Raw genomic sequence first — 26,792 nt, 5'->3', positions numbered from 1 at the left:
GCGGGAGGGATAAGCGCTGAAAGCATCTAAGCGCGAAGCCCGCCTCAAGATGAGATTTCCCAATTCGTAAGACCCCTGGAAGAACACCAGGTTGATAGGCTCGGGGTGGAAGCGCGGCAACGCGTGCAGCTGACGAGTACTAATCGGTCGAGGGCTTATCCTAATAAGCACACAGGTATCGATGATGTTTCAGCATAAATGTTTCGTTTCGCATCCAGTTTTCAAGGCGCAATACATCATTAACATTAAAGCACCTTAACGTTTCATGACGTTAAGGTGCTTTTGCGTAGGGAGCCCATCACATGATGGGCTTTTTCTCTTGTTTGTGGTTATAAACAAGAAAGGGACCGGATATGATTCGTGCCGACAGGGGAGCGTGCCATGAAAAATTTCGTTAATCGGCTGATTCCGTCTACACGTACATGCAAAGCGGTGCTGGCCGCCGTGTTGTCCTGGGTGATCGCAAGCCGCACGGGCGCTGAGCATCCGTTTTTCGCGCCGCTTGCGGCGATTCTGTGCCTGCAGGTTACGGTGGAAAAATCGATCCGCATGGGGTTTCAGCGAATGCTGGGTATCTTGGTTGGTGTGATTCTCGCCAGCATATTCGTCCATGCTTTCGGGACGCATTGGTGGAGCCTGGCCCTTCTGTTATTGATCGGACTGACCATCGGCCAAGCGTTCCGGCTCCCGCAGTATACCAATATGCAGATCGGCACCAGCGCATTGTTGGTGCTAACCATCGGAACCGATGCGAGCTACGGCATCGACAGGATCGTTGAAACCCTGATCGGCGCTGCGGTCGCCATTGTCGTTAATATGACAGTGCTGCCTCCCGATTACAGCCGGCGCGCCGAAGCATCGCTCCGCAGAGCGGCATCGAACCTGGCTGCATACTACCGTCTTCTGTCGGAGTGGATCGGCGACGGTGCGCCCGAGGAGAACGTAAGAGAAGTCGGGCATACCGTTCTTTCATTGGCGGAAGCATTGAAAGACGCCATGTCAAAGCTGGAACAAGCCATGCACGCTTTAAAGTTCAGTCCGTTCACGCAGCGGAGAAGGCAACGGCTCGAGTATTTGAGGAAGCTTCTGAATACATTGATGCTCGGCTGCATGCACGGCGTGGAGCTTCAAAGACTGTTGTTCGAAGCATCCGGGACAGACGGTTTCGAAGATCGCGACCGTGATCGGTGGGTTCGGTTCTTATCCGATTTTGCGGAATATGTCGAGACGTGGAGAGAAGAAGCCATATCCGGCAACCGTCCGGAACCGATGAGGCTGATAAAAGAGTTCGAGAGCGCTGCGATGACGGCGGAAGATTACATGTCCGCGTCTTTGGCGGAGACGCACTGTCTGCTGCGTAATTTCTGCAGTGATGACAATACGGAAGAACGGATGTTTCCCGTAGCCCGGGTAGCGTTCGGCAAAGTATCGGATGGCAAAAGCCGCGCACATGATCTTTTCGAAAGCTAGGTAAGCTCAGCGTTACAGCGGCCGCAGACGAACAGCGTGATAGTACCATGACGTTAAGGTGCTTTTCAGTCGTACAACCTCCCCCCGCCGAATACACTTGTACCATTAATGGCGGGAGGCTGCTGAATGGGAGTTTTTATCAGTTATTTAATTTTAGGGCTGTCCATCTCCGCTCCGATCGGACCGGTCAACGCGGCTCAAATCGACAAAGGCATTAAAGAAGGGTTTCTCCACGCCTGGATGGTTGGGATCGGGGCGATGATCGCCGACATTTTCTACATGATCCTCGTCTTTCTCGGCGTTGTACATTTAATCGACCAGCCATTCGTCAAAACGTTTCTGTGGCTTTTCGGCTGTTTTGTCCTCACCTATAGCGGAGTAGAAAGTCTCCTCAGCGCACGAAAAGTAAGGGTTTCCGGAGACAGAGGGCTGAGTTCGCTCGGTAAGACGCTGATGTCCGGCTTCCTCATGTCCGTCTCCAGTCCGTTATCTATCCTGTTTTGGCTCGGCATCTACGGATCCGTGCTCGCCGAGACCGCCGCCATTGCTGAACGAACTCAATTGCTGTATTACAGCAGCGGCATTATCGCCGGAATCATGATCTGGGATTTCGCCATGGCGGGAGTGGCCGGCGTATTCCGGAACTTCGTGACCCCAGGGATTCTTGCGTCGATATCGGTCCTCTCCGGTTTGTCTTTGATCGGTTTCGGCGGATATTTCGGCGTTCAAGCGTTTCGGATGCTTTTCACCTGATCCGCCCCGCTGCCTGCGGCGAATCCGGCTGAGGATAAAGGTGATCACGCCGATCGTCAGCAGGAATGAAAGGCTGATCCAGAAACCCGGGCGGCTGGTCGAATGAGACACCGTTCCAACCATGCCTGTCAAAATGAGAAAGAAGCCAAGCCATCGTTTAATCTGTCCCCAAGCGCTTAACTCCAAAATTTTTCCGGCGGACATGAGGATGAACAGCCAGTTGGACAGTAGCATCAATCCGGCCGCGGTGGTGAAGTACTCATACACGCTGTGAGGCATGACAAAGGAGAAAACAATCGACGCGGCCATCCCGGCGGTGGTGAAAGCAACAGCGGGCAAAGGCCGCTTCCACACTGTTCTGGCGAACAGGGGGGGAGCGTCTTTATCTTTGGCCAACGTCACCATGATATTGGTTACGGCGAACAGGGAAGCGATCATCGTCGAGAACCCGGATAAAATGAACACCCCGTTAAACACATGAGGCACAAACGGCAGGCGAAAGTTGGCGAGCGAAGTGACGAACGGGCTTTTCTTTTCGGGAAGATGCTGCCACGACATCAGCCAAACCGCAAGCAGCAGGGAGGCGAGGTAAAGTGCGGTCAGTGCTGTCAGCATCACTTTGCCGGCTTTCGGCGCTTCTTTCGGATGACGCAGCCGCATCGCCATGAGGCCCATCACCTCAATGCCTCCGAACGAATAAAAGGCATAGATCAACGAAGACCACCAGCCTGTGAATCCGCCGGGAAAAGGTGCGGCGAAAGCCTGTGCCGGCGTTTGAGGCTGCTTGGTCGCATCAAACCACCCGAGCAGTGCTCCGGATGCCAGCACCAGAAATAATAAAATGGCGCAGAGCTTCAAAGCCGCGAAAACATGCTCCACCCGCTCAAACCCCTTGGTGCCTGACAAGATGACGACCAGCGCAAGAGCGGAATAGCCTGCCGCGAACACCCACAACGGGATGTTGGGAAACCAGAACCGGGAGAATAACGACAAGGCCGTCATCTGGCTGCCGGTAATTAAAGTTTCCGCCGACCAGTAGGCCCACCCGCTCGAAAATCCCGCCCAAGGTCCGAACGCTTTTTTTGCATACGACCGAAACGATCCCTCCATCGGTTCGGCGGCGGTCATTCGCGCCAAAGCGTCGAACACGAGGTAGGTGGCGGTGGCCGCCCACAAAAAAGACAATAAAATAGACGGCCCCGTGAGACGGATCCCGATTCCGGAGCCCAGGAAGTAGCCGGTGCCGATCGTGCACGCGACTCCGAGCAAGGACAAGTGCCACCATTTCATCGTTTTATCGTGGTGGGCGGGCTGAACGTTGGATTTGGAGGAAGTATGGTTTGACATGTTTCCTAAACTGCATCATTCCAGGCGGCTTTATGCCTGAATGCGGAAGACTAAACAGCGGCCGGCTGCTCATAATAAGGCTGACGAGAACAATATTTCCGAAGACGTTCCACCACTTGGCAGCCTCGGGAAAAAGGCGTATAATGTTGATAAAGTCAAAGAAAGTCAAAGTCAGAATCGCGGAAGGAGGTTGGACGATGCCGAACATTTCCGAACTCATCGAGCATTATTTGAAACAAATTTTACAGCACAGCTCGGAAGGCGTGGTGGAAATCCAACGGAGCGATTTGGCTGAGAAATTTTCCTGCGTTCCGTCCCAGATCAACTATGTGATCAGCACACGCTTTACCCTGGAGAAAGGGTATTATGTAGAGAGTAAAAGGGGCGGGGGCGGATACATCCGCATCCAGAGGATCGATCTTCCTTCCCTGGAGGCGGTTCAGCGGCATATCCACCAAACCGTGGGCGATCAGATCAATCAATCGGCCGCTGAAGGGTTAATTTATCAATTAGAAGAAGCGGACTTTCTCACGGCAAGAGAAGCCGGCCTGCTTCGGGCCGCGATTTCCAGAGACGTATTGGCGCTCCATCTGCCGCTTCGCGATGAAATCCGTGCGAAAGTTCTTCGGAGCATGTTGATCGCACTGCTGGCCAGCGACGCGAGCCGCGTGTCCGGAGGAAGTTAAAGGAGGGGATGCCGGTGCAGTGCCAAGAATGCGGTAAACGTCCGGCAACGCTGCATTTTACGAAAATTGTCGGCGGGGAAAAAACCGAGCTTCATATTTGCGAATCGTGCGCCCGGGAGAAGGGCGAGCTGATTCCCGGAGCACAAAGCGGATTTTCCATCCACAATCTTTTGTCTGGCTTTATGAACTTCGACCCGACGGGTGCCGGCACAGAGCTGAAGCAGCCTGCCGTACGCTGCGATACGTGCGGAATGACCTACTCGCAGTTCAGCAAAATCGGCCGGTTCGGCTGCAGCGAATGTTATAAGCATTTCTCCAACAGACTCGATCCGCTGCTCAAACGCGTGCACGGCAACACCGTCCACAGCGGCAAAGTGCCCAAACGGGCGGGCGGCAAGGTCAAGGTCAAGCGGGAAATCGACGAGCTCAAAAAACATATGCAAAACCGTATCGAGCAAGAGGATTTCGAAACGGCGGCAAAGCTGCGCGACCGGATCAAAGAACTGGAAAAGGAAGCGAACGGCGGATGATCGGAAGGAAGGTGATGTCGCCGTGGCCACACGGAGATATGTCAAACAAGCGTTAAGCCAATGGATGAAAGCCGACGGACCGGATTCCGACGTCGTGCTGAGCAGCAGGGTCAGACTGGCGCGCAATTTGCGCGGTTGTCCGTTCCCGATGCTGGCGGCGCCCGAGCAGTCCGAAGACGTCATGGATCAGCTGCTGAGTGTGGCGGAGAACGGGCGGCTCAACGGCCTCGGACCTTTGGACCTGATCCGGTTGTCGGAGCTCACCGAGCTGGAAAAGCAGGTGCTGGTCGAGAAACATTTGATCAGTCCCAACCTGGCCAACGAATCCCGCAACGGAGCGCTCATTTTAAGCCAGAATGAAGATGTGAGCGTCATGATTAACGAAGAGGATCATCTCCGCATTCAAATTTTGCGTCCCGGCTTTCAACTCCGCGAAGCTTGGGAAATCGCCAGCAAAATCGACGACGTGTTCGAGGAACAGGTGGATTACGCATTCGATGAGAGCCGGGGTTACCTCACCAGCTGTCCGACCAACGTGGGGACCGGCATTCGGGCTTCGGTGATGATGCATTTGCCCGCCCTGGTGCTGACCGGCCAAATTAACCGCATACTCTCCGCCGTGACCCAAGTCGGCCTGGCGGTAAGGGGGATTTACGGGGAAGGCAGCGAAGCGACGGGGAATCTGTTCCAAGTGTCCAACCAAATTACGCTCGGGCAGTCCGAGCAAGAGATCATCGAAAATCTGCATCAGGTCGCGCGCCAAATTATCGAGCATGAGAAAGCGGCCCGAATGAAGCTGGTCGCCGAATCCCGGACACGCATAGAGGACCGGATCCGCCGCTCTTACGGCATCCTGTCCCACGCCGCGATTATGGATTCCAAAGAAGCTGCGCAGCGGCTCTCGGACGTCCGGCTTGGGGTGCATCTCGGCATGCTGCCGCAAGTGAACGAGCAAACCTTGAACGAGCTGCTCGTTTCCACGCAGCCCGGATTTTTGCAACAGGCTTACGGCGAGCCGCTGCATCCGGATCAGCGGGATATGACCCGCGCGGAATTGATCCGCAGCCGGCTGGCGATTTCTTGAGGAATCACGTATTCTAGACCTATTAGGGGAGGTGTCGTCTCATGATGTTCGGAAGATTCACCGAACGCGCACAGAAGGTACTGGCTCTTGCACAGGAAGAAGCCGTGCGCTTGGGACACAACAATATCGGAACGGAACACATTCTTCTCGGCTTGATCCGGGAAGGTGAGAGCATTGCGGCGAAAGCGCTTATCGCGCTGGGTCTCGGACTTGAGAAAATTCAGGACGAAGTGGAATCCTTGATCGGACGCGGTCAAGAACAGCCGACCAACATCGCGTATACGCCGCGTGCGAAAAAAGTGATCGAACTGTCCATGGACGAAGCCCGCAAGCTGGGTCATACGTACGTCGGCACCGAACATATTTTGCTCGGCCTGATTCGGGAAGGCGAAGGCGTGGCCGCCCGGGTGCTCAACAACCTCGGCATCAGCCTGAACAAGGCCCGCCAGCAGGTGCTCCAGCTGCTCGGGAGCAACGAAAGCGTACAATCCAACCATGGCGGTCCGTCCGCGAACGTCAACACGCCGACATTGGACGGTCTGGCCCGCGATTTGACGGCGAGCGCCAAGGACGGCAACATCGACCCCGTGATCGGGCGTGCCAAAGAAATCGAACGCGTGATCCAAGTGCTGTCCCGCCGGACCAAGAACAACCCGGTGCTGATCGGGGAACCGGGTGTCGGCAAAACGGCGATCGCGGAAGGGCTCGCGCAAAGAATCGTCAGCAACGAAATTCCCGAGACGCTCCGCGACAAGCGGGTCATGACCCTCGATATGGGATCCGTCGTGGCTGGCACCAAATACCGCGGCGAGTTTGAAGACCGCCTGAAAAAAATTATGGATGAGATCCGCCAAGCCGGTAATGTCATCTTGTTCATCGACGAGCTTCATACGCTGATCGGAGCCGGCGGTGCGGAAGGCGCGATCGACGCGTCCAATATTCTGAAGCCGGCGCTCGCCCGCGGCGAGCTCCAGTGCATCGGGGCCACGACGCTCGACGAGTACCGCAAATACATCGAGAAGGACGCCGCACTAGAGCGCCGTTTCCAGCCGATTACCGTCGATCAGCCCTCTCCGGAAGAAGCGGTCCAAATTTTGCACGGTCTTCGGGACCGTTACGAAGCGCACCATCGCGTGAAAATTACAGACGATGCCATCGAAGCGGCGGTGAAGCTGTCGGACCGTTATATCACGGACCGCTTCCTGCCGGACAAGGCGATCGACCTCATCGACGAGGCCGGCTCGAAGGTTCGCCTGCGTTCCTACACGGTACCTCCGAACTTGAAGCAATTGGAGTCGCGTCTGGAGGATATCCGCAAAGAGAAGGATTCGGCGGTGCAAAGCCAGGAGTTCGAGAAGGCCGCTGCCCTTCGCGATACCGAGCAGAAGATCCGCGAAGAGCTGGAAGCGACGAAGAACCAGTGGAAAGAGAAGCAAGGCCGCACCGACTCCGAGGTGACGCCGGAGGACATCGCCCAAGTGGTCGCCAGCTGGACCGGCATCCCGGTCAGCAAGCTGGCCGAAGAAGAAACCGAGCGCCTGCTCAAGATGGAAGACATTTTGCATGACCGCGTCATCGGCCAGGATGAAGCCGTGAAAGCCGTCGCGCGTGCGGTACGCCGCTCACGCGCAGGCCTGAAAGATCCGAAGCGTCCGATGGGCTCCTTCATCTTCCTCGGCCCGACGGGCGTCGGCAAAACCGAGCTCGCCCGCGCGCTCGCGGAAGCGATGTTCGGCGACGAGAACGCCGTCATTCGGATTGACATGTCCGAGTATATGGAGAAACACTCCACGTCCCGCTTGGTCGGAGCGCCTCCCGGATATGTCGGCTACGAAGAGGGCGGCCAGCTGACTGAGAAAGTCCGGCGCAAGCCTTACTCGGTCGTCCTGCTGGACGAAATCGAGAAAGCCCACCCGGAAGTGTTCAACGTGCTGCTGCAAGTGCTGGAAGACGGCCGTCTGACCGATTCTAAAGGGCGCACGGTGGATTTCCGGAATACGCTCATCATCATGACGTCCAACGTCGGCGCGGAACAAATCAAGCGCAATTCCACGCTTGGCTTTACCGCGGTGCATGATGCCGGACGCGATTATCTGCAAATGAAGGACAAAGTGCTCAGCGAGCTGAAGAAGTCTTTCCGTCCGGAATTCCTGAACCGGATTGACGAGCTGATCGTATTCCATCCACTCGAGGAAGAGCATATCTCCCGCATCGTATCGCTCATGGCGAACGACCTTCGGAAACGGCTCCAGGAGCAGCACGTGCAATTCGATCTGACCGACGCCGCGATGAAGTTCCTCGCGAAGGAAGGCTTCGATCCGCAATATGGGGCGCGTCCGCTTCGCCGGGCGATCCAGAAGCATATCGAGGACCGGCTGTCCGAGGATTTGCTGATGGGCAAAATCAACAAAGGCGACACACTCGTCATCGACGAGAAAGACGGCGAACTTGTCGTCAGTCCGAAAGGCCAAGTCGCAGGCAAAGCGTAACTTCGCAGCAAACCCAAGCTTCCTTTCCCGTCCCGCGGGAAGGAAGCTTTTTTTAGATCCGGACAATGTTTGGGTCACGATCATGCCGCCGGTTCCATACGCTTAAGTAAGGCTTTTTCGGGAGGGGTTGTCCTTGAGGAGATGGTGGCGGTGGATGGCAAACCCGTTAGCCGCACTCTGCTGGGGTGTCGGCTTTCTGCTGCTGATATTTCTGCTTAGCAAGCTTCTGCTTGCTCTGTTCTACATTGCGGGCGGCGTGTTAATTTTGCTCGTGGTGCTCTGGTTTTTATGGCGGTGGTTAGGATAGAATGTTAAACTTTTAAGAGTTAAAAAGTTGTTCGCCGGAAGGAGAAACAGCGGATTCATGGCCAAAGTCAAAACAAAATTCGCCTGTACGGAATGCGGTACCGAATCTCCGAAATGGATGGGCAAATGTCCCGGCTGCGGCGCCTGGAATACGATGATCGAAGAGACGGAAACGATCGTGAAGGCGCCGGTCGGCCGAAGCGAAACCAATCGGACGAAAGAAAAACCGCGTTCCATCATAGACATAGATAGCGGCCGGGAACCCCGGATTCCGACGGGTCTCGGAGAGCTGAACCGTGTGCTCGGGGGAGGGCTTGTCCCGGGCTCGCTTCTGCTTGTCGGGGGTGACCCTGGGATCGGCAAATCGACGTTGCTGCTCCAAACATCCAATCAGTTGGCGGCGAACGGGCTTAGAGTGCTGTACGTTTCCGGAGAAGAATCGGTCCGCCAGACGAAGCTGCGCGCCGACCGGCTGGGAACTTTGTCGGATAACCTGTTCGTACTTTGCGAAACGAATCTGGATTTTATCGAGGAAGCGGTGGCCGAAACCGAGCCGGATTTCCTCGTCATCGACTCGATCCAAACTGTCTATCGCCCGGACGTCGCTTCCGCTCCGGGAAGCGTAGCCCAGGTGAGAGAGTGCACCGCCCAATTCATGCGCGTTTCCAAAGGCAGCGGAATCGCCACGGTACTCGTCGGACATGTGACCAAAGAAGGGGCGATCGCCGGTCCTCGCTTGCTCGAACATATGGTCGACTGTGTGTTATATTTCGAAGGTGAACGCCATCATACTTATCGGCTGCTTCGGGCAGTTAAAAATCGATTTGGTTCGACAAACGAAATCGGCATTTTCGATATGACGGAAGGCGGATTGCGGGAAGTCAGCAATCCTTCGGAGCTGTTTTTGTCCGAGAGGCCGCTCGGTGTGGCGGGTTCCACGGTTGTGGCGAGCATGGAAGGAACTCGGCCGGTGCTTGTCGAATTACAAGCGTTAGTGTCGCCTACCCATTTTCCATCTCCCCGGCGGATGACGTCCGGGATCGATCATCACCGCATTTCGCTGGTGATCGCCGTGCTGGAGAAACGGATGGGCATGTTTCTGCAAAACCAGGACGCGTATGTCAACGTCGCCGGCGGTGTGAAGTTAGACGAGCCGGCCGCGGATCTTGCCGCCGCCGTGAGTCTGGCGTCCAGCTTTAAAGATTTGCCTACCAAGCCTTATGACGTCATTTTCGGAGAAGTCGGCCTCACGGGAGAAGTGAGGGCGGTATCCAGGGCGGAGCAGCGGGTGAAGGAAGCGCACAAACTTGGCTTCAAGCGAGTCATCCTGCCGGAGCAGAGTCTCAAAGGGTGGCAGCCGCCGTCGGGCGTGCTGCTCGTCGGCGTGCGGACGGTGGCGGAGGCGCTGAAAGCCGCTTTGGAATAGGGGGTCAATCGCGAGATGAAGGAACATAAAGAAAAAGATAAAGAGAAAGAACGAGACAAGGACAAAGAACGGGAAAGGGAAAGAGAAAACCAGCAGCAGACGATGGAGCAGCTGCTCCGAATGGTCACGCCGGGCACCCCTTTCCGCGACGGCTTGGAGAACGTGCTTCGCGCCAAAACCGGAGGCCTGATCGTCGTCGGTTACAGCCCGGAAGTGATGCAGGTCGTGGACGGCGGTTTTTCGATCAACTGCGATTTTAGTCCCAACTACTTGTATGAGCTGGCCAAAATGGACGGAGCGATCATCCTCAGCGAGGATGCCAAGCGCATCTTGTACGCCAACACCCAGCTGATTCCGGATTCGTCCATTTCTTCCATCGAGACGGGCATCCGGCACCGGACGGCCGAGCGGGTCGCCAAGCAGACGGGCAAGCTGGTCGTATCCATCTCCCAGCGGCGGAATATCATCACCCTTTATCAAGGGCAAATGCGATACGCGCTCAAGGAAATGGGCGTCATTCTGACGAAGGCGAATCAGGCGATCCAGACGCTCGAGCGATATCGGGCCGTTTTCAGCCAGGCGCTGACCAATTTGTCGGCATTGGAATTCGAAGAATTGGTTACCATGCATGAGGTGGCCTACGTTCTGCAACGGGCCGAGATGGTACTGCGTATTAAAAACGAGATCAACCGCTATGTGCTCGAGCTGGGCAACGAAGGACGGCTCATCAGCATGCAGCTGGAGGAACTGATCGGCTCGGCGGAGGAAGAAGTGCGCCTGCTGATCAAAGACTACGCCAAAGATTCGACGGACGAGAAGGTGAAAGACATTTTGTCTTCTCTCAAAAAACTTTCATCCGAAGAGCTGCTCGATACAAGTCACCTGATCCGGCTGCTTGGTTATCCGTCGCTCAGCTCCGTGGCCGAAGAAGGGCTGCTGCCCCGCGGTTACCGCATGCTGAGCAAAATTCCCAGGCTGCCGAGCGTCATCATTCATAATTTGGTTGAACGGTTCGGCGCCCTGCCGCATATCGTCCTTGGATCGATCGAAGATCTGGATGAAGTGGACGGCATCGGGGAAGTCAGGGCGCGCGCCATCATGGAAGGGCTCAAGAGAATTCAGGAGCAGGTGTTTATTGACAGACAGATTTAACGGGCCTACAATGGGGGTTGGCACTTCTTGCATACTCCAAGAGGCACCGGCATCCGCCTTTCCCGGTTCAGGATCAAGCACGAGAATCCCTGATTTTCGTTGGATCCGCGGGAATGGGCATAGTAAAGTCGAGGTGGGTAAGATGATAGCGAAATCGATACCGAACGTGTTCACGTTAGGAAATTTGGTACTCGGCGTCATTAGCATCATCCTGTCGTTCAACGGGGATGCAAACAGTGCCGCGCTGCTCGTGATCATCGCCATGCTGCTGGACGGTTTGGACGGCAGGGTCGCAAGAGCACTCAACGTAACGAGCGAGTTCGGCAAAGAATTGGACTCGTTGTCCGACGTCATTTCGTTCGGGGTAGCCCCGGCTTTCATTATGTACCAAGCCGCTTTTATGGAGACGACTCCTCCGGCGCTCGCCTGGATCGTGACCGCCATTTTCCCGATTTGCGGTGCGCTTCGTTTGGCCCGGTTTAACGTTATCGAAGGAATTCCCGGCTATTTCATCGGACTGCCGATTCCCGCTGCCGGCGGCGTATTGGCCACATTGGCGCTGTTCCACCAAGAGCTGCACGTTTCCTTGCTGCTGGTCAGCACGCTCGCTCTTTCGTTCTTGATGATCAGCAACATGAAATATCCGAATTTCAAAAAGCTCGGGCTGCCGAGGGCTGCGTTATGGGCGATTCCGCTTGTAGTGGTGGCTGCTGCCCTGCTTGCGTATTTGTTCCAGCAAGCCATTCCGAAGGCGATTTTGGCGCTTCTTCTGCTATACGCCCTATGGGGCTTAAAAAAAAACGTTGAACGGCTCGTTCCTAGACGTCTCCGCCGCAGGCGCAGACGCACCGACGAGCGGCATGGTCATAGCGCGTAACGAATCTAGAGCAAAAAACGAAAGCATCGGATAACTTCCCGCGGGAAGGTCCGATGCTTTTGTTTTTTGCTTGGGGATGGCCGAAAATCTACGTTAAATTGAAAAAACCGAGCGTGGAGCATTTGTCGGCCTCTTTGGCCACCACTTCTTCCAGGCTGATGTCCAGCAAATTGCACATGGCCGAGAGATAGAACAAATTTTTGCCCATCTCCCCGCGGACGACGTCCTTGCAGTTCTCACAAAGCTGCCCGTTCATATGGGATTTGGATTGGCGGCGGGCCTGATCGATTTCCATAGCCTCCGTAAAGCCTTGGTTCTTGGCGTTCAATTCAATGCAGCCGCATTCGGTGATGGCCTTGGCGACCGCCCGATTGACCGACGCGTTGGATTGACTGTACTTCGTGACGACATCGAGCAAGCTTCGATGGCGAAGCAAGAGTTCAGACACTTGCTGCTGAAATTCCTGCAGCGTAGGTGCGCTCATCCGGTCCACCTCGGTTACCTGTATTTTACTATTCATCCTACATTATAAAACAGGATATCTCCCATTTCAAAAGAAGTCTGCGGGTTTGGGCGAAGTTTTCCTTTTCGCCGGACTCCGAGATTAACGCCCGCAAAATTGGAACATACTAGTAACGATATTCAAGCAAGGAATCGTTAGGGAGTGATTATCGGGTGTTGATGAAAAGAGTCATACAGACGGTCGGCCTTTTTCTCGGAGCTTTGATGGGGCAGGAACTATCTACTTGGAGAATTTCCGGCGGAGCGGCGTGGATGGATCCTCTGATCGGGATGCCGACGGCATCTTCGGCCGGCGGCGGATCGTACGCAGCGGTGATCGGTGCGTTCGCGGGATTGATGTTGGCTACGGCTTTTGCAGGTCCTCTCAGCCGCTCGTTTCAGCGGGGAATCGACAAAGCCGCCGCATTGCCGACAGCTGAGCTGATTCCGGCTACCGCGGGATTGACCGCCGGTATCGTACTGGCGGCACTGCTCTATCCGTTCTTGTCGGATATTCCGAGAATCGGAGCGTTGATCGCAGGTGCCGCGGCGGTAAGCTTGGCCTATGCCGGTGCTCGCATCGCATTGCGCAAGAAAGATGAGCTGGGCGAATGGATCAGCGTTCGCCGGACCGTCGAGCAGCCTGCGGCTGAGCAATCGACGTATGAAGAGCACAAAATTTTGGACACCAGCGTCATTATCGACGGTCGAATCGCCGACATTTGCAAGACGGGATTCATAGAAGGAACGCTCGTCATCCCCGAGTTCGTGCTGGAGGAGCTTCAGCATATCGCGGACTCGTCGGATCTGCTGAAGCGCAATCGCGGACGGCGCGGATTGGACATTTTAAACAAAATTCAAAAGGAACTCGACGTACGGGTGCTCATTTACAGCGAGCCGGTAGAGGAAGCGGGCGAAGTCGACAGCAAGCTCGTCAAGCTCGCCAAAGCGATGCGCGGCAAAGTGGTGACAAACGACTTCAATTTGAACAAGGTGTGCGAGCTTCAGGGCGTTTCGGTGTTGAACATCAACGATTTGGCGAACGCGGTGAAGCCGGTCGTTCTTCCGGGTGAAGAAATCGTCGTACAGGTAATCAAAGACGGGAAAGAACACGGACAGGGCGTCGCCTATCTCGACGACGGCACGATGATCGTGGTGGAAGGCGGACGCGACTTTATCGGCACGACGATGGAAGTGCTCGTGACCAGCGTGCTTCAGACTTCCGCGGGCCGTATGATCTTCGCCAAGCCGAAGCTATTGGAAAAAGCGCTCTGACAAGGTATGATAAAAAAATATGGGCGGGCCGCGCTCTGCGGTCCCGCCTTTCGGCATTTTACCGTTGGGGAAGGAGCAACCGGCATGAACTGGGGAGCCGTGATTGTCGCGGCCGGCCGAGGAAAGCGCATGGCCGCTTCCGACAACAAGCCGTATCTCACGATCGCCGGGCGGCCGGTATTGGCGTACACGCTGGAAGCCTTCGAGCGCTGCCCGGAGGTTGAAGCCATCGTGATCGTGGCGGCAGCCGGAGAGGAGCCGCGGGCATCCGAATTGGTGCTGCGGGAAGGCTTCCGCAAAGTCACCGCGATCGTCCCGGGCGGAGCGGAACGGCAGGACAGCGTAGCGGCTGGCTTGGCGGCGCTCTCCACGGCAGGTGTGCTCGTGCATGACGCGGCGAGACCGTTGGTGACGCCAGCACAAATCGCGGCTTGCTGCGAGGCTGCGGAGCGGCACGGGGCTTCCGCGCTCGCCGTTCCGGTGAAAGATACGATCAAGATCGTGGACGGCGAAGGCATGATCGTCTCCACGCCGGACCGGGCGACTTTGTGGGCCGTCCAGACGCCGCAAGCATTCCGGCGGTCCGAATTGCTGGACGCGCACCGTGCGGCGCGCGAAGCCGGGACGGCGGCGACGGACGATGCCATGCTGCTGGAACGGCTTGGACGCAAGGTGGCGGCGGTCCCCGGCGACTATATGAATTTGAAAATCACGACGCCGGAAGATTTGCTCGCGGCCGAGCTTTTCTTGTCCCGGCGGCAGGAGGAGGCGGAACGGCCATGATTCGAATCGGACAAGGATTTGACGTGCATCAGTTGGTGGAAGGTAGAGCATGCATCATTGGAGGCGTCCACATACCCTACGAACGAGGTCTGCTGGGGCATTCCGACGCGGACGTGCTGCTGCATACGATCAGCGACGCGGTGCTCGGCGCGCTCGGACTCGGCGATATCGGCAAACATTTTCCGGATACGGACCCGGCCTATGCAGGCGCGGATAGCGTGAAGCTGCTGGAACGGGTTTGGTCGCTGGCCAAAGAGCGCGGTTATCGGCTCGGGAATACGGATGCCACGATCATTGCGCAAGCTCCCAAAATGGCGCCTTATATTCCGCAGATGGTACAAGTGATTGCGCGCGTTTTGGAAGCGGACGACGAGACGCAGGTGAACGTGAAGGCCACCACTTCGGAGAAGCTGGGCTTCACCGGCCGGGGCGAAGGGATCGCCGCGCAGGCGGTCGTTTGCCTCGTCAAGGCATAGTTGGCATACTTAAGAAGTAACGGGATCAATAACAATCGTCTTATTTTTGGATGAACGAGGAGGTTTCCTTTATGGCCGCCAAAGTACGCGTGCGCTATGCGCCGAGCCCGACCGGGCATCTGCATATCGGCAACGCGCGAACCGCCATTTTCAATTATTTGTTCGCCCGCCATCACGGAGGCGAGTTCATTATCCGCATCGAGGACACCGACGTGAAACGCAATATTGAGGGCGGCGAAGCCAGTCAGCTGACCTACCTCAAATGGCTGGGCGTCGATTGGGACGAGAGCGTCGATATCGGCGGGAAGTACGGTCCCTACCGCCAGACGGAACGGCTCGATATTTACAATACCCACTGGCAGGACCTGCTGGACAAGGGTCTGGCCTACCGCTGCTACTGTACCGAAGAGGAGCTGGAGCGGGAGCGCGAGGAACAGACGGCACGCGGAGAAACGCCGAAATATTCCGGCAAATGCCGGCATTTGACCGCAGAAGACCGCGCCCGGCTGGAAGCGGAAGGACGCGTGCCCAGCGTGCGATTTGCGGTTCCGGCGGATAAGACGTACGCCTTCGACGATATCGTGAAGGGAGAAATCTCGTTCCGGTCGGAAGATTTCGGCGATTTCGTCATCGTCAAAAAGGACGGCATCCCGACCTACAACTACGCCGTCGTGCTGGACGATCATTTGATGGAAATTTCGCACGTGCTGCGCGGGGAGGACCACATAACGAACACCCCCCGCCAGCTGATGATTTACGAAGCGCACGGCTGGACACCGCCCGTTTTCGGGCATATGACGCTGATCGTCAACGAGCACCGCAAGAAGCTCTCCAAGCGCGACGAATCCATCGTGCAGTTTATCGAGCAATATGACGGACTCGGATTTCTTCCGGAAGCGTTGTTCAATTTCATTACGCTGCTCGGCTGGTCGCCGGAAGGCGAGGAAGAGATTTTCTCGCGCGAGCGCCTGATCGAGATTTTCGACGCGAGCCGTCTGTCCAAGAGCCCGGCCGTTTTCGATACCGCGAAGCTTCATCATATTAACCATCACTATCTGAAAAATGCGGACATCAAGCGGATCATCGGGCTTTGCCTGCCGATTCTGAAGAAGGCGGGACGTCTCCCGGAAAATCCGACGGATGAGCAAATCGCCTGGGCTTCGGAATTGGTGACGCTGTATAAGGATCACTTGCATTACGGTGCCGAGATCGTCCCGCTGTCGGATCTGTTCTTCCGCGAAACGCTGGAAGCCGAGGAAGAAGCGAGAGCGATTTTGGCGGAAGATACGGTACCGACGGTGCTTTCCGCCTTCCGGCGCGTGGTGGAAACCGGCGGGGAAGACGCTTTTACCGTGGAAGGCATCAAAGCGGGCATTAAAGCGGTGCAGACCGAGACCGGCGTAAAAGGAAAAGGCTTGTTCATGCCGATCCGCGTCGCGCTGACGGGACAAATGCACGGGCCCGATCTGAACGGAACGATCTGGCTGCTCGGCCGGGACAAAGTGCTGGCACGACTGGCCGATGCGGTGAAAGACCGGCTCTGAGCAGCGCCGCGCAATTCCCTTGTCACGTTGAGGGGATTCCGCTATACTGACTGTAAATATCAGCAAAGAGCGACGAACAGGAGAGTACGTTCGCGACTGGAATGACCAGAGAGGGCGGCCTTGGCTGAAATCCGCCTCATTCCTGCGGGACGGAAATGCGCCTGGGAGCCGCGCCGCCGAGCGGAGCCCCGATTAAGGGAGCCGGGTAAGCGGCGCCGGGAGGCCCCCGTTAACAGCCCCGAGTGGAGCCGATTCTTGCCTGGGGCACAGGATCGGCTCAAGCAGAGTGGGACCGCGTATCCGACCGACACGTCTCTGCAGCGATAAGCTGCGGAGACTTTTTATTTTTTTGGCAAAGTAAAAGAAATAAGCTTCGAAGGAATACGTCACTTTTGGGGGATAAGGAAGGGGGGGCGGGAGCTATGGGGTTTTGGGACAACATGAAATCAGACATCGACGCGGTGCTCGAGAACGATCCCGCCGCGCGGAGCCGCTTCGAAGTCATCTTCAGCTATTCCGGGCTGCATGCGATATGGGCGCACCGGTTCGCCCGGTTCTTCTACCGGTATGGCTGGTTTACCGTGGCACGCATTATTTCGCAGATCAGCCGGTTTTTTACCGGCATCGAAATTCACCCCGGCGCGAAGATCGGCCGCAAGCTGTTCATCGATCACGGCATGGGCGTCGTCATCGGGGAAACGTGTGAAATCGGGGACGACGTCGTCATCTACCAGGGTGTGACGCTGGGCGGTACCGGCAAAGAGAAGGGCAAGCGCCACCCGACGATCGGCAACCGTGTCGTCATCGCATCGGGGGCCAAGGTGCTCGGATCGTTTAAAGTAGGCGACAATGCCAATATCGGAGCCAACTCGGTCGTGCTGCGCGAAGTGCCGCCCAACAGCACGGTGGTGGGCATTCCGGGCCGCATCGTCAAACGCGACGGACGGCGCGTGGAAGACCGGCTGGACCATACGAATTTGCCCGACCCGCTCATCGAAACTTTCCGTTTCATGCAGAAGGAAATCAACGAGCTGAAAGCCGAGATCGATCGGCTGAAGGCGTCGTCCGGCAAGCAGGCAGCGAATGCGGAATGCGAAGCCGTAGGCGCCGCGCCTTACGACAAATAAAGGAGCTGTCCGATCGTGACTCTGAAGATTTATAACAGCATGTCCAGAAAGCAAGAGACGTTCGTTCCCCTGCATCCGGGCAAAGTCAATATGTACGTTTGCGGTCCCACTGTATACGACTATATCCATATCGGCAACGCGCGTCCGCTCATTTTTTTCGATGTTGTCCGCCGTTACTTGGAATCCGTCGGCTACGACGTGAACTACATCGTCAATTTCACGGATGTGGACGATAAAATGATCCGCAGAGCCGAACAACTCGGCACTACGGTTCCGGATATTGCCGAGCGGTTTATCGCCGCTTATGTGGAAGACCGGGACGCGCTCGCCGCCAGGCCGGCCACCGTATCTCCCCGGGTGACGGAGAACATTGACGAAATCGTCGAACTTATCGCCGGTCTCGTGGAACGGGGCTTCGCTTATGAGAACGGCGGCGATGTCTACTTCCGCACCAGCCGGTTTCCCGAATACGGCAAGCTGTCACATAAAAACCTGCAGGAGCTGCAGTACGGGATCCGTGTGGAAGTGGACGAACGCAAGGAAAACCCGCAGGACTTCGTACTTTGGAAAGCTGCGAAGCCTGGCGAGATCCACTGGCCGAGCCCTTGGGGTGACGGCCGCCCGGGCTGGCACATCGAGTGCTCGGCGATGGCGCTGCGTTACGCCGGTCCCACGCTGGACATTCACGGCGGCGGCCACGACTTGCAGTTTCCGCATCACGAGTGCGAAATCGCACAATCGGAGTCTTACACGGGTAAGCCTCTTGCAAGGTACTGGATGCATAACGGGTTTGTGAACATAGACAACGAAAAAATGTCCAAATCGATCGGAAACGTTGTAAATCCGCGTGAAATTTTGAAGCGGACCCACGCGCAGGCGGTACGCTATTTGATGCTGTCCGCACATTATCGCAGTCCGCTGAATTTCAGCGAGGAAATTTTGCGTCAGGCGGAGAACAGCGTCGACCGTCTGACCCATTGCCGGGACAATGTGAGACATCGGCTGGCCGCTGTACAGGGCGGCAATTCGCCGTCGATCGACGCGGAAGAGGCGGAGGTTCTCGCCAAGCTGGACCAGCTGCGGCAAGATTTCGAATCGAAAATGAACGACGACTTCAACACCCCGGACGCCATTACGGTCTGGTTTCAAACCGTCTCGGAAGCGAATGCCTACTTGCAGCGCCCGGTTGCACGTGAGCCGGTACTGACGGCGTTTCTCGAACGAATGGAAGCGATGGAGCGGGTGCTCGGACTTCTTCGGCCCGAGGCGCAGGCGGAGCTTCTCGACGAGGAAGTGGAAGCCTTGATAGCCGAGCGGAAGGAAGCGCGCAGCAACCGTAATTGGGCGCGGGCGGACGAAATTCGCGATTTGCTGGCGGAACGGGGAATCCTGTTGGAAGACACGCCGCAAGGCATCCGATGGAGACGCAAATGACGGAAGAGAAGACGAATGTGCCAGCCGAGCCCGTGATCGCGCCGCTTCTTCCGGTCGGAATGCCGGTCGGCCAACTGTCGCCGGTCGTTCTGGCGTATATAGGGGATGCCGTTTTTGAAGTCTATATCCGCCAAAGGCTAGTGGCGGGTTCCAACCGGAAGCCGCACGAACTGCACCGTGCGGCGACGCGTTACGTATCCGCCGCCGCGCAGGCCCGGCTGCTCCAGCAGTGGATGCCCCTCCTCTCGGAGGAGGAGGCGGATATCGTACGGCGCGGAAGAAATACGAAATCCGGCCAGCCGCCCCGCAACGCCGATCCGGGCGATTACCGCCACGCCACCGCGCTGGAATGCCTGGTCGGTTACTTGTATTATCGCGGAGAACGAGGTAGGCTGGAGCAGTTGATCGATCGGGCTTTCTGCCCTGTGCCGGATTCGACGGAAGAGACGAGCCCGAATTCCTGACTAAAGGACGATGAACATGAGCAATCGCAGCAACAATAACCGCGGCGCGTCCGGCGGCCGTACTTTTCACAAGCGGGAGAGCACCCGCAAGACTCCCGAACCCGGAACGGAAAGCTTCGGGGAAGAACATGAAGGATCCGAAGAGCAATACTTGGCGGGCAAGAACCCCGTTCTGGAGGCTTTGAAAGCCGGACGCCCGCTCAATAAAATTTGGCTGTCTTCGCAAGCGCAGCGTCATCTCGTCGGTCCGATCCTGGAAGAGGCGAAAACGCGCGGCGTCGTCGTTCAGCATGTCGACAAGCGCAAGCTGGATCAACTCGTGCCGGGAGTGACGCACCAAGGCGTTGTCGCGCAGGCCGCTCCGACAGAGTACGTCGAAGTGGATGAGCTGCTGGCCCGTGCCGCCGAGCGCGGAGAGATGCCGCTGCTCGTGCTGCTCGACGAAGTCGAGGATCCGCATAATCTCGGCTCCGTTCTCCGCACGGTAGACTGTACCGGTGCCCACGGCGTCGTCGTGCCCAAGCGCAGAAGCGCGAGCCTCACTGCCGTGGTGGCCAAGACGTCCGCCGGCGCGGTGGAATATGTGCCGGTGGCGAGGGTCGCCAACCTGGTGCAGACGATCGAGAAGCTGAAAGAAGCCGGCGTATGGATCGCCGGCGCGGATGCGGCCGCGGAAAGCGACGTGTTCCGATCGAATCTGACCGGCCCGCTGGCCGTGGTCATCGGCAGCGAGGGCCGCGGGTTGTCGCGGCTCGTCCGCGAGAAATGCGACTTCCTGATTTCCCTGCCCATGTTCGGGCGGATCAATTCGCTCAACGCATCCGTCGCCGCCGGCGTCATCTTATACGAGGCGGTTCGCCAGCGCAGGGAGCAAAGCCTGCGCGCGGCGGCGTCCATTACGGACGGAGACGGTCATGCTCCGGCGTGAGGACGTCTTGTTCGTAGACGGATACAACATGATCGGCGCCTGGCCGGAGCTCGCCGCCTTGAAGCAGGAAAAGCTGGAGGACGCGCGGGACCGGCTGCTCGACATGCTTTCCGATTACCAAAGCTACGCGGGATTGACGGTGTTCGTCGTGTTCGACGCTTTTCACGTGCCGGGGCTTGGCTCCGCGTATAAGGACAGGCGATTGCGGGTCGTGTTTACGAGAGAGCGGGAAACGGCCGACGAATGCATCGAACGGCTGGTCGGCGAATGGACATCCGCGAAGCGCAACCTGTATGTGGCGACTTCGGATTCGGTCGAACAGCACGTAACGTTCGGACGGGGAGCCCTTCGGCTGTCCGCCCGAGAACTGAAGATGGAAGTGGATCAGAGCCGCCGCGACATCGACGCCGCGATCCGGAAGTCGCCGCCGGTGAAACGCAACCCCCTGGGCGGATCTTTGCCCGACGATTTGCTGCTGAGATTGGAACAAATGAGGCGGGGATCGGCGGGGGATCCGTCTTCCGGAGGGAAATAATTCCACATTTGGGGCGGCCCAAAACGGCAAATCGTACCAAATCCATTGACGCTATTGGGTTCTTCAAGTATAGTTGGTAGTAGTTTGGTAGATTTTCGAGATTTCCAGCACGCCTAGGAAGGCCGGAGGGATGATTTGGTGAGCGTCGACTTGGACAAGCTGGTATCGCGCGAATATGACTTCCAGACCGACGAAGACATTGTGGAATCGGTCCGGTCAGGCGACAGCGAAGCGCTGGAGTACCTGATCCACAAGTACCGTAATTTCGTGCGGGCCAAAGCTCGCTCCTATTTTCTGATCGGCGCGGAACGCGAAGACATCATCCAGGAAGGCATGATTGGTCTTTACAAGTCGATCCGCGATTTCAAAGGCGACAAGCTCGCTTCGTTCAAGGCTTTCGCCGAATTGTGCATTACCCGGCAAATCATTACCGCTATCAAGACGGCCACCCGTCAGAAGCATATTCCTCTCAATTCTTATGTCTCTCTTGACAAGCCGATCTACGATGAAGATTCCGACCGTACGCTGCTGGACGTGATCTGCGGATCCCGCGTCAGCGACCCGGAAGAGATGATCATCAATCGCGAAGAGTTTTTCGGCTTGGAAGACAAAATGTCGGAAATTTTGAGCGACCTGGAACGCAAAGTTTTGATGCTGTATCTCGACGGACGTTCCTATCAGGAGATCGGCGTCGATCTGGACCGCCACGTGAAATCGATCGACAACGCGCTGCAGCGGGTCAAGCGGAAGCTGGAGAAATACTTAGAAATTCGCGACATCGTAAGCTGACGGCACTTATCCATTCATGAAGTATGAGCAGGCGGCCGGTTCCCTGGCTGCCTTTTTATTTTTCTGCGGTTCATAGGGAGACGGACGGTTTAAAATACCGGGAAGATGGAAGAATGTTGCTAGGCTCTGAGGCCGGGGCCGTTTCCCTCCAACCTTTTCGTTGACATGGTATGAGAGCCTGTGCTAAATTATTTTAGTAACGTTTAAGGTGGCGTCATATGCACAGGCTCGAATCAGTGGCGAAACACCAGGTTTCGTTGTCGTGCGGACTCGTTCGCGTTAATTCGGCGGGCTCGCAGTGTCTGGGCGAAACATGGGCCGCCGCATGATTCTCTTTTTTATGAAGTATGAAATCCCGGGAGGTGGAAGGGATGCGGGTCTTTATCACGCTCGCTTGCACGAACTGCAAGCAACGGAACTATACGTCGACGAAGAACAAACGGACGCACTCCGATCGCATGGAGTTGAAAAAGTTCTGCAAATATTGCAACGAACACACTCCACATCGCGAGACGCGTTAAGTTGGCGCAAGCCGGCTTCGCGCGGCTGTGTCGGGCTCATTAAGGAGGTAGGGACGTGTCTTTCCTGGCCAAAATGAAACAGAGCTTTGGGTCCTTTTTTTCGTTTTTCGGCGACAGTTGGGGTGAGTTGAAAAAAGTCCGTTGGCCTAACCGGAAAGAACTTGTCAGCTACACGATTATCGTTATCGTAACCGTGCTGCTGGTAACGATCTATTTCTGGGTCGTGGATATCGGCATTTCGCAGCTCGTCGATCTCGTCATTTGACGCAGGAACCAAAGGTGGCTTTTCCGATGGAGAAAAGATGGTATGTAGTTCACACGTATTCGGGTTACGAGAATAAAGTCAAGGCGAACCTGGAGAAACGCGTGGAATCGATGGGCATGGCGGACAAGATTTTTCGCGTGCTCGTTCCGATGGAAGAAGAAATCGTCAACAAGGACGGCAAGAAAAAGACCGTGATGCGCAAAGTGTATCCCGGCTATGTCCTTGTCGAAATGATCCAAACGGACGATTCCTGGTACGTGGTCCGCAACACGCCGGGCGTTACCGGTTTTGTTGGTTCTACGGGCTCCGGATCGAAACCGACGCCGCTCTTGCCCGAAGAAGTGGAGCAAATTTTGCGACATATGGGCATGGACGAGCCGAAGCCGGTCATCGATTTCGAGCTCAAGGAGAACGTCCGCGTCAAGGTCGGGCCTTTCGCCAATTTTGTCGGTTCCGTGGAAGAAATTCTCGCCGACAAGATGAAGCTGAAAGTGCACGTCAACATGTTTGGCAGGGAAACCCCAGTTGAGCTGGATTTCACTCAAGTGGAGAAAATATAACCCGCGATTCCTAAAGAAACGGGTTTGCCGTTTCTTTAGGAATCGACCATGCGTGATATTTCCTATCGGTTTAAGATAGTGTAATATTGTCGCTGGGGTTTCTACAGCGGGAGGGACGAGCGTCCCGTCACACCGCATTCTGAGCAAGGAGGTGTCATCATGGCGAAAAAAGTCATTAAACTCGTGAAACTGCAGGTTCCCGCAGGCAAAGCCAACCCGGCACCGCCAATCGGTCCTGCGCTTGGTCAAGCAGGCGTGAACATCATGGCGTTCTGTAAAGAGTTCAATGCTCGTACGGCGGATCAAGCCGGCCTGATCATTCCGGTCGTTATTTCCGTATTCGAGGATCGTTCTTTTACGTTCGAAACCAAGACTCCGCCGGCTGCCGTTCTTCTTCGCGTCGCCGCCAAGATCGAAAAAGGATCCGGCGAACCGAACAAGAAGAAAGTTGCAACCGTGAAGCGCGCGAAAGTCCGCGAGATCGCTGAGCAAAAAATGCAGGATCTCAACGCAGCAAGCGTCGAAGCGGCTATGCGTATGATCGAAGGTACTGCCCGCAGCATGGGCGTTGCGATCGAAGACTGATTACTGCCCATCCGTTTCGGATGCGCACGCGGCTCGTCTAAAGAGCCGCAAGTGGGAGGAGACTTCCGTTAAAACCACACAAGGAGGAGAACAACATGGCCAACCACGGCAAGAAATACGCAGAAGCCGCGAAATTGATCGACCGCGACGCGACCTATGAAACCATGGAAGCGATCGACCTCGTGAAAAAAGCGGCAACGGCCAAGTTCGACGAAACCGTCGAAGCAGCCGTTCGTCTCGGCGTTGACCCGAGAAAACAAGACCAGAACGTTCGCGGTGTTGTTGTCCTGCCGCACGGCACGGGCAAAACGGTACGCGTTCTCGTATTCGCGAAAGGCGACAAGGCGAAAGAAGCCGAAGCCGCTGGAGCGGATTATGTAGGAGATTCCGACCTCATCAACAAAATCCAGCAGGGTTGGTTCGAGTTCGACGTCTGCGTCGCGACTCCGGACATGATGAGCGAAGTGGGTAAGCTGGGCCGTATCCTCGGCGGTAAAGGCCTCATGCCGAACCCGAAAGCCGGCACGGTAACGTTCGACGTATCCAAAGCGGTACAAGAAATTAAAGCCGGTAAAATCGAATACCGTCTGGACAAAGCCGGACAAATTCACGCTCCGATCGGCAAGGTATCGTTCTCTGCAGAACAGCTGAACGACAACCTGAAAGCTCTGATCGACGCGCTGAACCGTGCGAAGCCGGCGGCATCCAAAGGCGTATACCTGAAAAACATCTCGATCTCTTCGACGATGGGACCGGGTGCCCGCCTGAACGCAGCCAACTACCGTTAATTGCCGTTTGACAACGGTGTTCGCACCGTGGTAAGCTAGCGGAGTTGTTAACAAACGAATATGGATACCGTAGACCGTAGGTGCGAGCGCGCAATGTGCAAGCTTAATTTCCTACCGAGGTGTGTGGATATAATCCGGATCGGCTTATCATGCTTTGCGTGATTGCGGATTCGAAGATGATGTCATGCCTCCGCAGGTCTGCGGAGGCATTTTTTGTGCCTTCGCCGGCGCTGCGTGCACAAGAATACGGTGAACCATGAACCAGGAATCAGGAGGTGTACACATGGCAAACGCGAAAATTATCGCCGAGAAACAGAAAGCCGTCGATCAAATCGCAGCGAAGCTGAAAGAAAGCACAACGACTGTTGTCGCGGATTACCGCGGTTTGAACGTGGCTCAAGTGACCGAGCTGCGCAAACAGCTCCGTGAAGCAGGCGTCGATTTCCAAGTTCTCAAGAACTCGCTGGTCAGCCGCGCGGCAGACAGCGTAGAACTCAGCGAACTGAATTCGGTTCTTTCCGGTCCGACTGCGGTTGCTTTCGGAGCAGATGCTGTCGCTCCCGCGAAAATCTTGAACGATTTCGCGAAGAAGAACGAAGCTCTGAAAATCAAAGGCGGCGTGGTTGAGGGTCGCGTAGTGGATACCGCGCAAATTCAAGCGCTGGCTAATCTGCCTTCGCGCGAAGGCTTGCTTTCTATGTTGCTCAGCGTGCTGCAAGCACCTATGCGCAACATGGCATTGGCCGTCAAAGCGGTCGCGGACAAGAACGAAGCTACAGCTTAAATCGTATTGCATAGATCTTCGTAACATCATTTAAATCAAACCATAATGGAGGGTATAACCCAATGAGCAAAGAGCAAATTTTGGAAGCCATTAAAGGCATGACCGTTCTCGAACTGAACGATCTCGTAAAAGCAATCGAAGAAGAATTCGGCGTAACCGCAGCAGCTCCTGTTGCAGTTGTAGCAGGCGGCGGCGCAGCAGCTGAAGTTGCAGAACAAACGGAATTCGACGTTATCCTCACGGATGCCGGCGCTTCCAAAATCAACGTCATCAAAGCCGTTCGCGAAATCACCGGTCTCGGCCTGAAAGAAGCGAAAGACCTGGTCGACAACGCACCGAAGCCGATCAAAGAACATGTCGGCAAAGAAGAAGCCGACTCCGTCAAAGCGAAACTCGAAGAAGCAGGCGCGAAAGTCGAAGTTAAGTAATTTCGTTTCGACCCTATGTGCAAACCCCTTGAAGGTGACTTCAAGGGGTTTGTTTACGCGTAAAGTTGGAGAAAATGCGTAAAACGGGCCGGATCCGGCAAAATGACGAACCCGAGATCCCCTGCTGCAATCCGTTACCCAGCGGCGATAGCCGCGGTCGGTTGTCATCCGTTTCGGGCCGGGGGTCTGGGATGCGTTATTTTGCGGGAACGGCCGCTGCTCTCCGGGAGGAGGAACCCACCGTGACCGAGCATTATTACTCCGGACGTCCCACAACGGCCAGCGATCCGCGAACATTCGAAGCGAACCTTAGAGGAATCAAGCTGAAGCTGACTTCCGATGCGGGCGTTTTTTCCCGTGAAGGGGTGGACTACGGCAGCCGGGTGCTGATCGAGAAAATGGAGATTCCGGAAACCGGGCGCATTTTAGATGTCGGCTGCGGTTACGGTCCGATCGGACTGACTGCCGCGCAACTGGCTCCCCAAGCGCACGTGACGATGATCGACGTAAATGAGCGTGCAGTCGAATTAGCTAGACGCAACGCCGCGGTTAACGAAATCGCCAACGTGAAAATCTTGGTGAGCGATTTATTTGATGCGGTAAAAGGAAGCTTTTTCGATACCATTCTCACGAACCCTCCGATTCGGGCGGGCAAAGCGGTTGTGCACCAAATTTTCGAGAAATCCCGCGATCACCTGAATACCGGCGGATCCTTGTGGGTCGTCATCCAAAAAAAGCAGGGCGCGCCGTCGGCCAAAGCCAAGCTGGAGGAGCTGTTCGGCAGCGAATTCGTGGAGGAGATCGGCAAGGACAAGGGTTATCGAATTTTGGTCGCAAGAAAAGTTTGACTTGACTTTTTGGCTGTGATATCATTATAAAATGTCA

Annotated in this window: 29 protein-coding genes, 1 rRNA gene, 1 pseudogene and 1 other annotated feature; of the genes and pseudogenes, 29 read left to right on the top strand and 2 right to left on the bottom strand. The window is 56.0% G+C overall.

Features of this window, described 5'->3' with window-relative positions:
* The 3 genes from E5161_RS19795 to E5161_RS21210 all read left to right on the top strand — a co-directional run.
* Positions 1-163, top strand: a 23S ribosomal RNA gene (locus E5161_RS19795); the annotation flags it as partial.
* A 218-nt stretch (positions 164-381) separates the two neighbouring features.
* On the top strand, positions 382-1,470 hold the full coding sequence (locus E5161_RS19790) for an FUSC family protein (protein ID WP_136779610.1): 1,089 nt from the start codon (positions 382-384) through the stop codon (positions 1,468-1,470).
* Positions 1,471-1,596: 126 nt separating this feature from the next.
* Complete coding sequence (locus tag E5161_RS21210) at positions 1,597-2,223, top strand: LysE family transporter (protein WP_246042459.1); 627 nt, start codon at positions 1,597-1,599, stop codon at positions 2,221-2,223.
* 204 nt (positions 2,224-2,427) lie between these two features.
* Here E5161_RS21210 and E5161_RS21205 read toward each other — a convergent pair.
* Positions 2,428-3,513: pseudogene (locus E5161_RS21205) on the bottom strand (GerAB/ArcD/ProY family transporter); the annotation flags it as partial.
* 254 nt (positions 3,514-3,767) lie between these two features.
* Here E5161_RS21205 and E5161_RS19780 point away from each other — a divergent pair.
* The 8 genes from E5161_RS19780 to pssA all read left to right on the top strand — a co-directional run bounded on the left by E5161_RS19780 (position 3,768) and on the right by pssA (position 12,120).
* The gene (locus E5161_RS19780) at positions 3,768-4,256 is read left to right on the top strand and encodes a CtsR family transcriptional regulator (protein WP_136779608.1); all 489 of its coding nucleotides are present in this window, start codon (positions 3,768-3,770) and stop codon (positions 4,254-4,256) included.
* A 14-nt stretch (positions 4,257-4,270) separates the two neighbouring features.
* Entirely contained in the window at positions 4,271-4,786 is a 516-nt protein-coding gene (gene mcsA / locus E5161_RS19775; RefSeq protein WP_136779607.1) for a protein-arginine kinase activator protein McsA, read from the top strand.
* A gap of 64 nt (positions 4,787-4,850) precedes the next feature.
* Positions 4,851-5,870, top strand: coding sequence for a protein arginine kinase (gene mcsB / locus E5161_RS19770; protein ID WP_425456548.1), 1,020 nt, complete (start codon positions 4,851-4,853; stop codon positions 5,868-5,870).
* A 41-nt stretch (positions 5,871-5,911) separates the two neighbouring features.
* Entirely contained in the window at positions 5,912-8,359 is a 2,448-nt protein-coding gene (gene clpC, locus E5161_RS19765; protein WP_136779605.1) for an ATP-dependent protease ATP-binding subunit ClpC, read from the top strand.
* Positions 8,360-8,492: 133 nt separating this feature from the next.
* Positions 8,493-8,666 (top strand): hypothetical protein, encoded by a 174-nt coding sequence (locus tag E5161_RS20920; RefSeq protein WP_169306773.1) that lies wholly within the window; start codon positions 8,493-8,495, stop codon positions 8,664-8,666.
* A gap of 57 nt (positions 8,667-8,723) precedes the next feature.
* Entirely contained in the window at positions 8,724-10,091 is a 1,368-nt protein-coding gene (gene radA / locus E5161_RS19760) for a DNA repair protein RadA (RefSeq protein ID WP_136779604.1), read from the top strand.
* 15 nt (positions 10,092-10,106) lie between these two features.
* Positions 10,107-11,243 (top strand): DNA integrity scanning diadenylate cyclase DisA, encoded by a 1,137-nt coding sequence (gene disA / locus E5161_RS19755; protein ID WP_136779603.1) that lies wholly within the window; start codon positions 10,107-10,109, stop codon positions 11,241-11,243.
* Between the two features lie 142 nt (positions 11,244-11,385).
* Positions 11,386-12,120 carry a CDP-diacylglycerol--serine O-phosphatidyltransferase gene (pssA, locus tag E5161_RS19750; RefSeq protein ID WP_136779602.1) on the top strand — a complete coding sequence of 245 codons (735 nt, stop codon included), beginning with the start codon at positions 11,386-11,388 and terminating at the stop codon, positions 12,118-12,120.
* An 88-nt stretch (positions 12,121-12,208) separates the two neighbouring features.
* On the opposite strand, the gene E5161_RS19745 is transcribed toward pssA, so the two are convergent.
* Positions 12,209-12,604, bottom strand: coding sequence for a nucleoside triphosphate pyrophosphohydrolase family protein (locus E5161_RS19745; RefSeq protein WP_136779601.1), 396 nt, complete (start codon positions 12,602-12,604; stop codon positions 12,209-12,211).
* A 194-nt stretch (positions 12,605-12,798) separates the two neighbouring features.
* On the opposite strand from E5161_RS19745, the gene E5161_RS19740 reads away from it, so the two are divergent.
* The 18 genes from E5161_RS19740 to E5161_RS19655 all read left to right on the top strand — a co-directional run bounded on the left by E5161_RS19740 (position 12,799) and on the right by E5161_RS19655 (position 26,755).
* Positions 12,799-13,896, top strand: coding sequence for a PIN/TRAM domain-containing protein (locus tag E5161_RS19740; RefSeq protein WP_425456547.1), 1,098 nt, complete (start codon positions 12,799-12,801; stop codon positions 13,894-13,896).
* A gap of 84 nt (positions 13,897-13,980) precedes the next feature.
* Positions 13,981-14,679 (top strand): 2-C-methyl-D-erythritol 4-phosphate cytidylyltransferase, encoded by a 699-nt coding sequence (gene ispD, locus E5161_RS19735; protein ID WP_136779600.1) that lies wholly within the window; start codon positions 13,981-13,983, stop codon positions 14,677-14,679.
* Positions 14,676-15,155: a 2-C-methyl-D-erythritol 2,4-cyclodiphosphate synthase gene (ispF, locus tag E5161_RS19730; RefSeq protein ID WP_136779599.1), complete on the top strand. Its 480-nt coding sequence runs from the start codon at positions 14,676-14,678 to the stop codon at positions 15,153-15,155. Before ispD ends, ispF begins: the two co-directional genes overlap by 4 nt.
* Positions 15,156-15,226: 71 nt before the next feature.
* Positions 15,227-16,699, top strand: coding sequence for a glutamate--tRNA ligase (gene gltX, locus E5161_RS19725; RefSeq protein WP_136779598.1), 1,473 nt, complete (start codon positions 15,227-15,229; stop codon positions 16,697-16,699).
* A 422-nt stretch (positions 16,700-17,121) separates the two neighbouring features.
* A complete protein-coding gene (cysE, locus tag E5161_RS19720) occupies positions 17,122-17,826 on the top strand; it encodes a serine O-acetyltransferase (RefSeq protein WP_136779597.1) in 705 nt (234 codons plus the stop codon).
* Between the two features lie 15 nt (positions 17,827-17,841).
* A complete protein-coding gene (cysS, locus tag E5161_RS19715; RefSeq protein WP_136779596.1) occupies positions 17,842-19,260 on the top strand; it encodes a cysteine--tRNA ligase in 1,419 nt (472 codons plus the stop codon).
* Between the two features lie 59 nt (positions 19,261-19,319).
* Positions 19,320-19,724, top strand: a complete 405-nt coding sequence (locus E5161_RS19710; RefSeq protein ID WP_169306774.1) for a Mini-ribonuclease 3 — start codon at positions 19,320-19,322, stop codon at positions 19,722-19,724.
* Between the two features lie 16 nt (positions 19,725-19,740).
* The gene (gene rlmB / locus E5161_RS19705; protein WP_136779594.1) at positions 19,741-20,652 is read left to right on the top strand and encodes a 23S rRNA (guanosine(2251)-2'-O)-methyltransferase RlmB; all 912 of its coding nucleotides are present in this window, start codon (positions 19,741-19,743) and stop codon (positions 20,650-20,652) included.
* Positions 20,639-21,187 (top strand): NYN domain-containing protein, encoded by a 549-nt coding sequence (locus tag E5161_RS19700; protein ID WP_136779593.1) that lies wholly within the window; start codon positions 20,639-20,641, stop codon positions 21,185-21,187. Before rlmB ends, E5161_RS19700 begins: the two co-directional genes overlap by 14 nt.
* 138 nt (positions 21,188-21,325) lie before the next feature.
* Positions 21,326-21,976 carry an RNA polymerase sporulation sigma factor SigH gene (sigH, locus tag E5161_RS19695; RefSeq protein ID WP_136779592.1) on the top strand — a complete coding sequence of 217 codons (651 nt, stop codon included), beginning with the start codon at positions 21,326-21,328 and terminating at the stop codon, positions 21,974-21,976.
* A 371-nt stretch (positions 21,977-22,347) separates the two neighbouring features.
* Positions 22,348-22,497, top strand: a complete 150-nt coding sequence (rpmG, locus tag E5161_RS19690) for a 50S ribosomal protein L33 (protein ID WP_136779591.1) — start codon at positions 22,348-22,350, stop codon at positions 22,495-22,497.
* Positions 22,498-22,552: 55 nt separating this feature from the next.
* Positions 22,553-22,762 carry a preprotein translocase subunit SecE gene (secE, locus tag E5161_RS19685; protein ID WP_136779590.1) on the top strand — a complete coding sequence of 70 codons (210 nt, stop codon included), beginning with the start codon at positions 22,553-22,555 and terminating at the stop codon, positions 22,760-22,762.
* A 26-nt stretch (positions 22,763-22,788) separates the two neighbouring features.
* Positions 22,789-23,322 carry a transcription termination/antitermination protein NusG gene (gene nusG / locus E5161_RS19680; RefSeq protein WP_136779589.1) on the top strand — a complete coding sequence of 178 codons (534 nt, stop codon included), beginning with the start codon at positions 22,789-22,791 and terminating at the stop codon, positions 23,320-23,322.
* 159 nt (positions 23,323-23,481) lie between these two features.
* Entirely contained in the window at positions 23,482-23,907 is a 426-nt protein-coding gene (gene rplK, locus E5161_RS19675; RefSeq protein WP_136779588.1) for a 50S ribosomal protein L11, read from the top strand.
* A 95-nt stretch (positions 23,908-24,002) separates the two neighbouring features.
* Positions 24,003-24,695: a 50S ribosomal protein L1 gene (gene rplA / locus E5161_RS19670; RefSeq protein ID WP_136779587.1), complete on the top strand. Its 693-nt coding sequence runs from the start codon at positions 24,003-24,005 to the stop codon at positions 24,693-24,695.
* A 49-nt stretch (positions 24,696-24,744) separates the two neighbouring features.
* Positions 24,745-24,918, top strand: a sequence feature (ribosomal protein L10 leader region).
* Between the two features lie 60 nt (positions 24,919-24,978).
* A complete protein-coding gene (gene rplJ, locus E5161_RS19665; RefSeq protein WP_136779586.1) occupies positions 24,979-25,479 on the top strand; it encodes a 50S ribosomal protein L10 in 501 nt (166 codons plus the stop codon).
* Between the two features lie 62 nt (positions 25,480-25,541).
* Entirely contained in the window at positions 25,542-25,907 is a 366-nt protein-coding gene (gene rplL, locus E5161_RS19660; protein ID WP_136779585.1) for a 50S ribosomal protein L7/L12, read from the top strand.
* A 242-nt stretch (positions 25,908-26,149) separates the two neighbouring features.
* Positions 26,150-26,755, top strand: coding sequence for a class I SAM-dependent methyltransferase (locus E5161_RS19655; protein ID WP_136779613.1), 606 nt, complete (start codon positions 26,150-26,152; stop codon positions 26,753-26,755).
* Positions 26,756-26,792 lie beyond the last annotated feature (37 nt).

The sequence above is a fragment of the Cohnella pontilimi genome, assembly GCF_005049045.1.
GTDB classification, from domain to species: Bacteria; Bacillota; Bacilli; order Paenibacillales; family Paenibacillaceae; genus Cohnella; species Cohnella pontilimi.
This window is presented reverse-complemented; position numbering and strand designations above follow the sequence as displayed.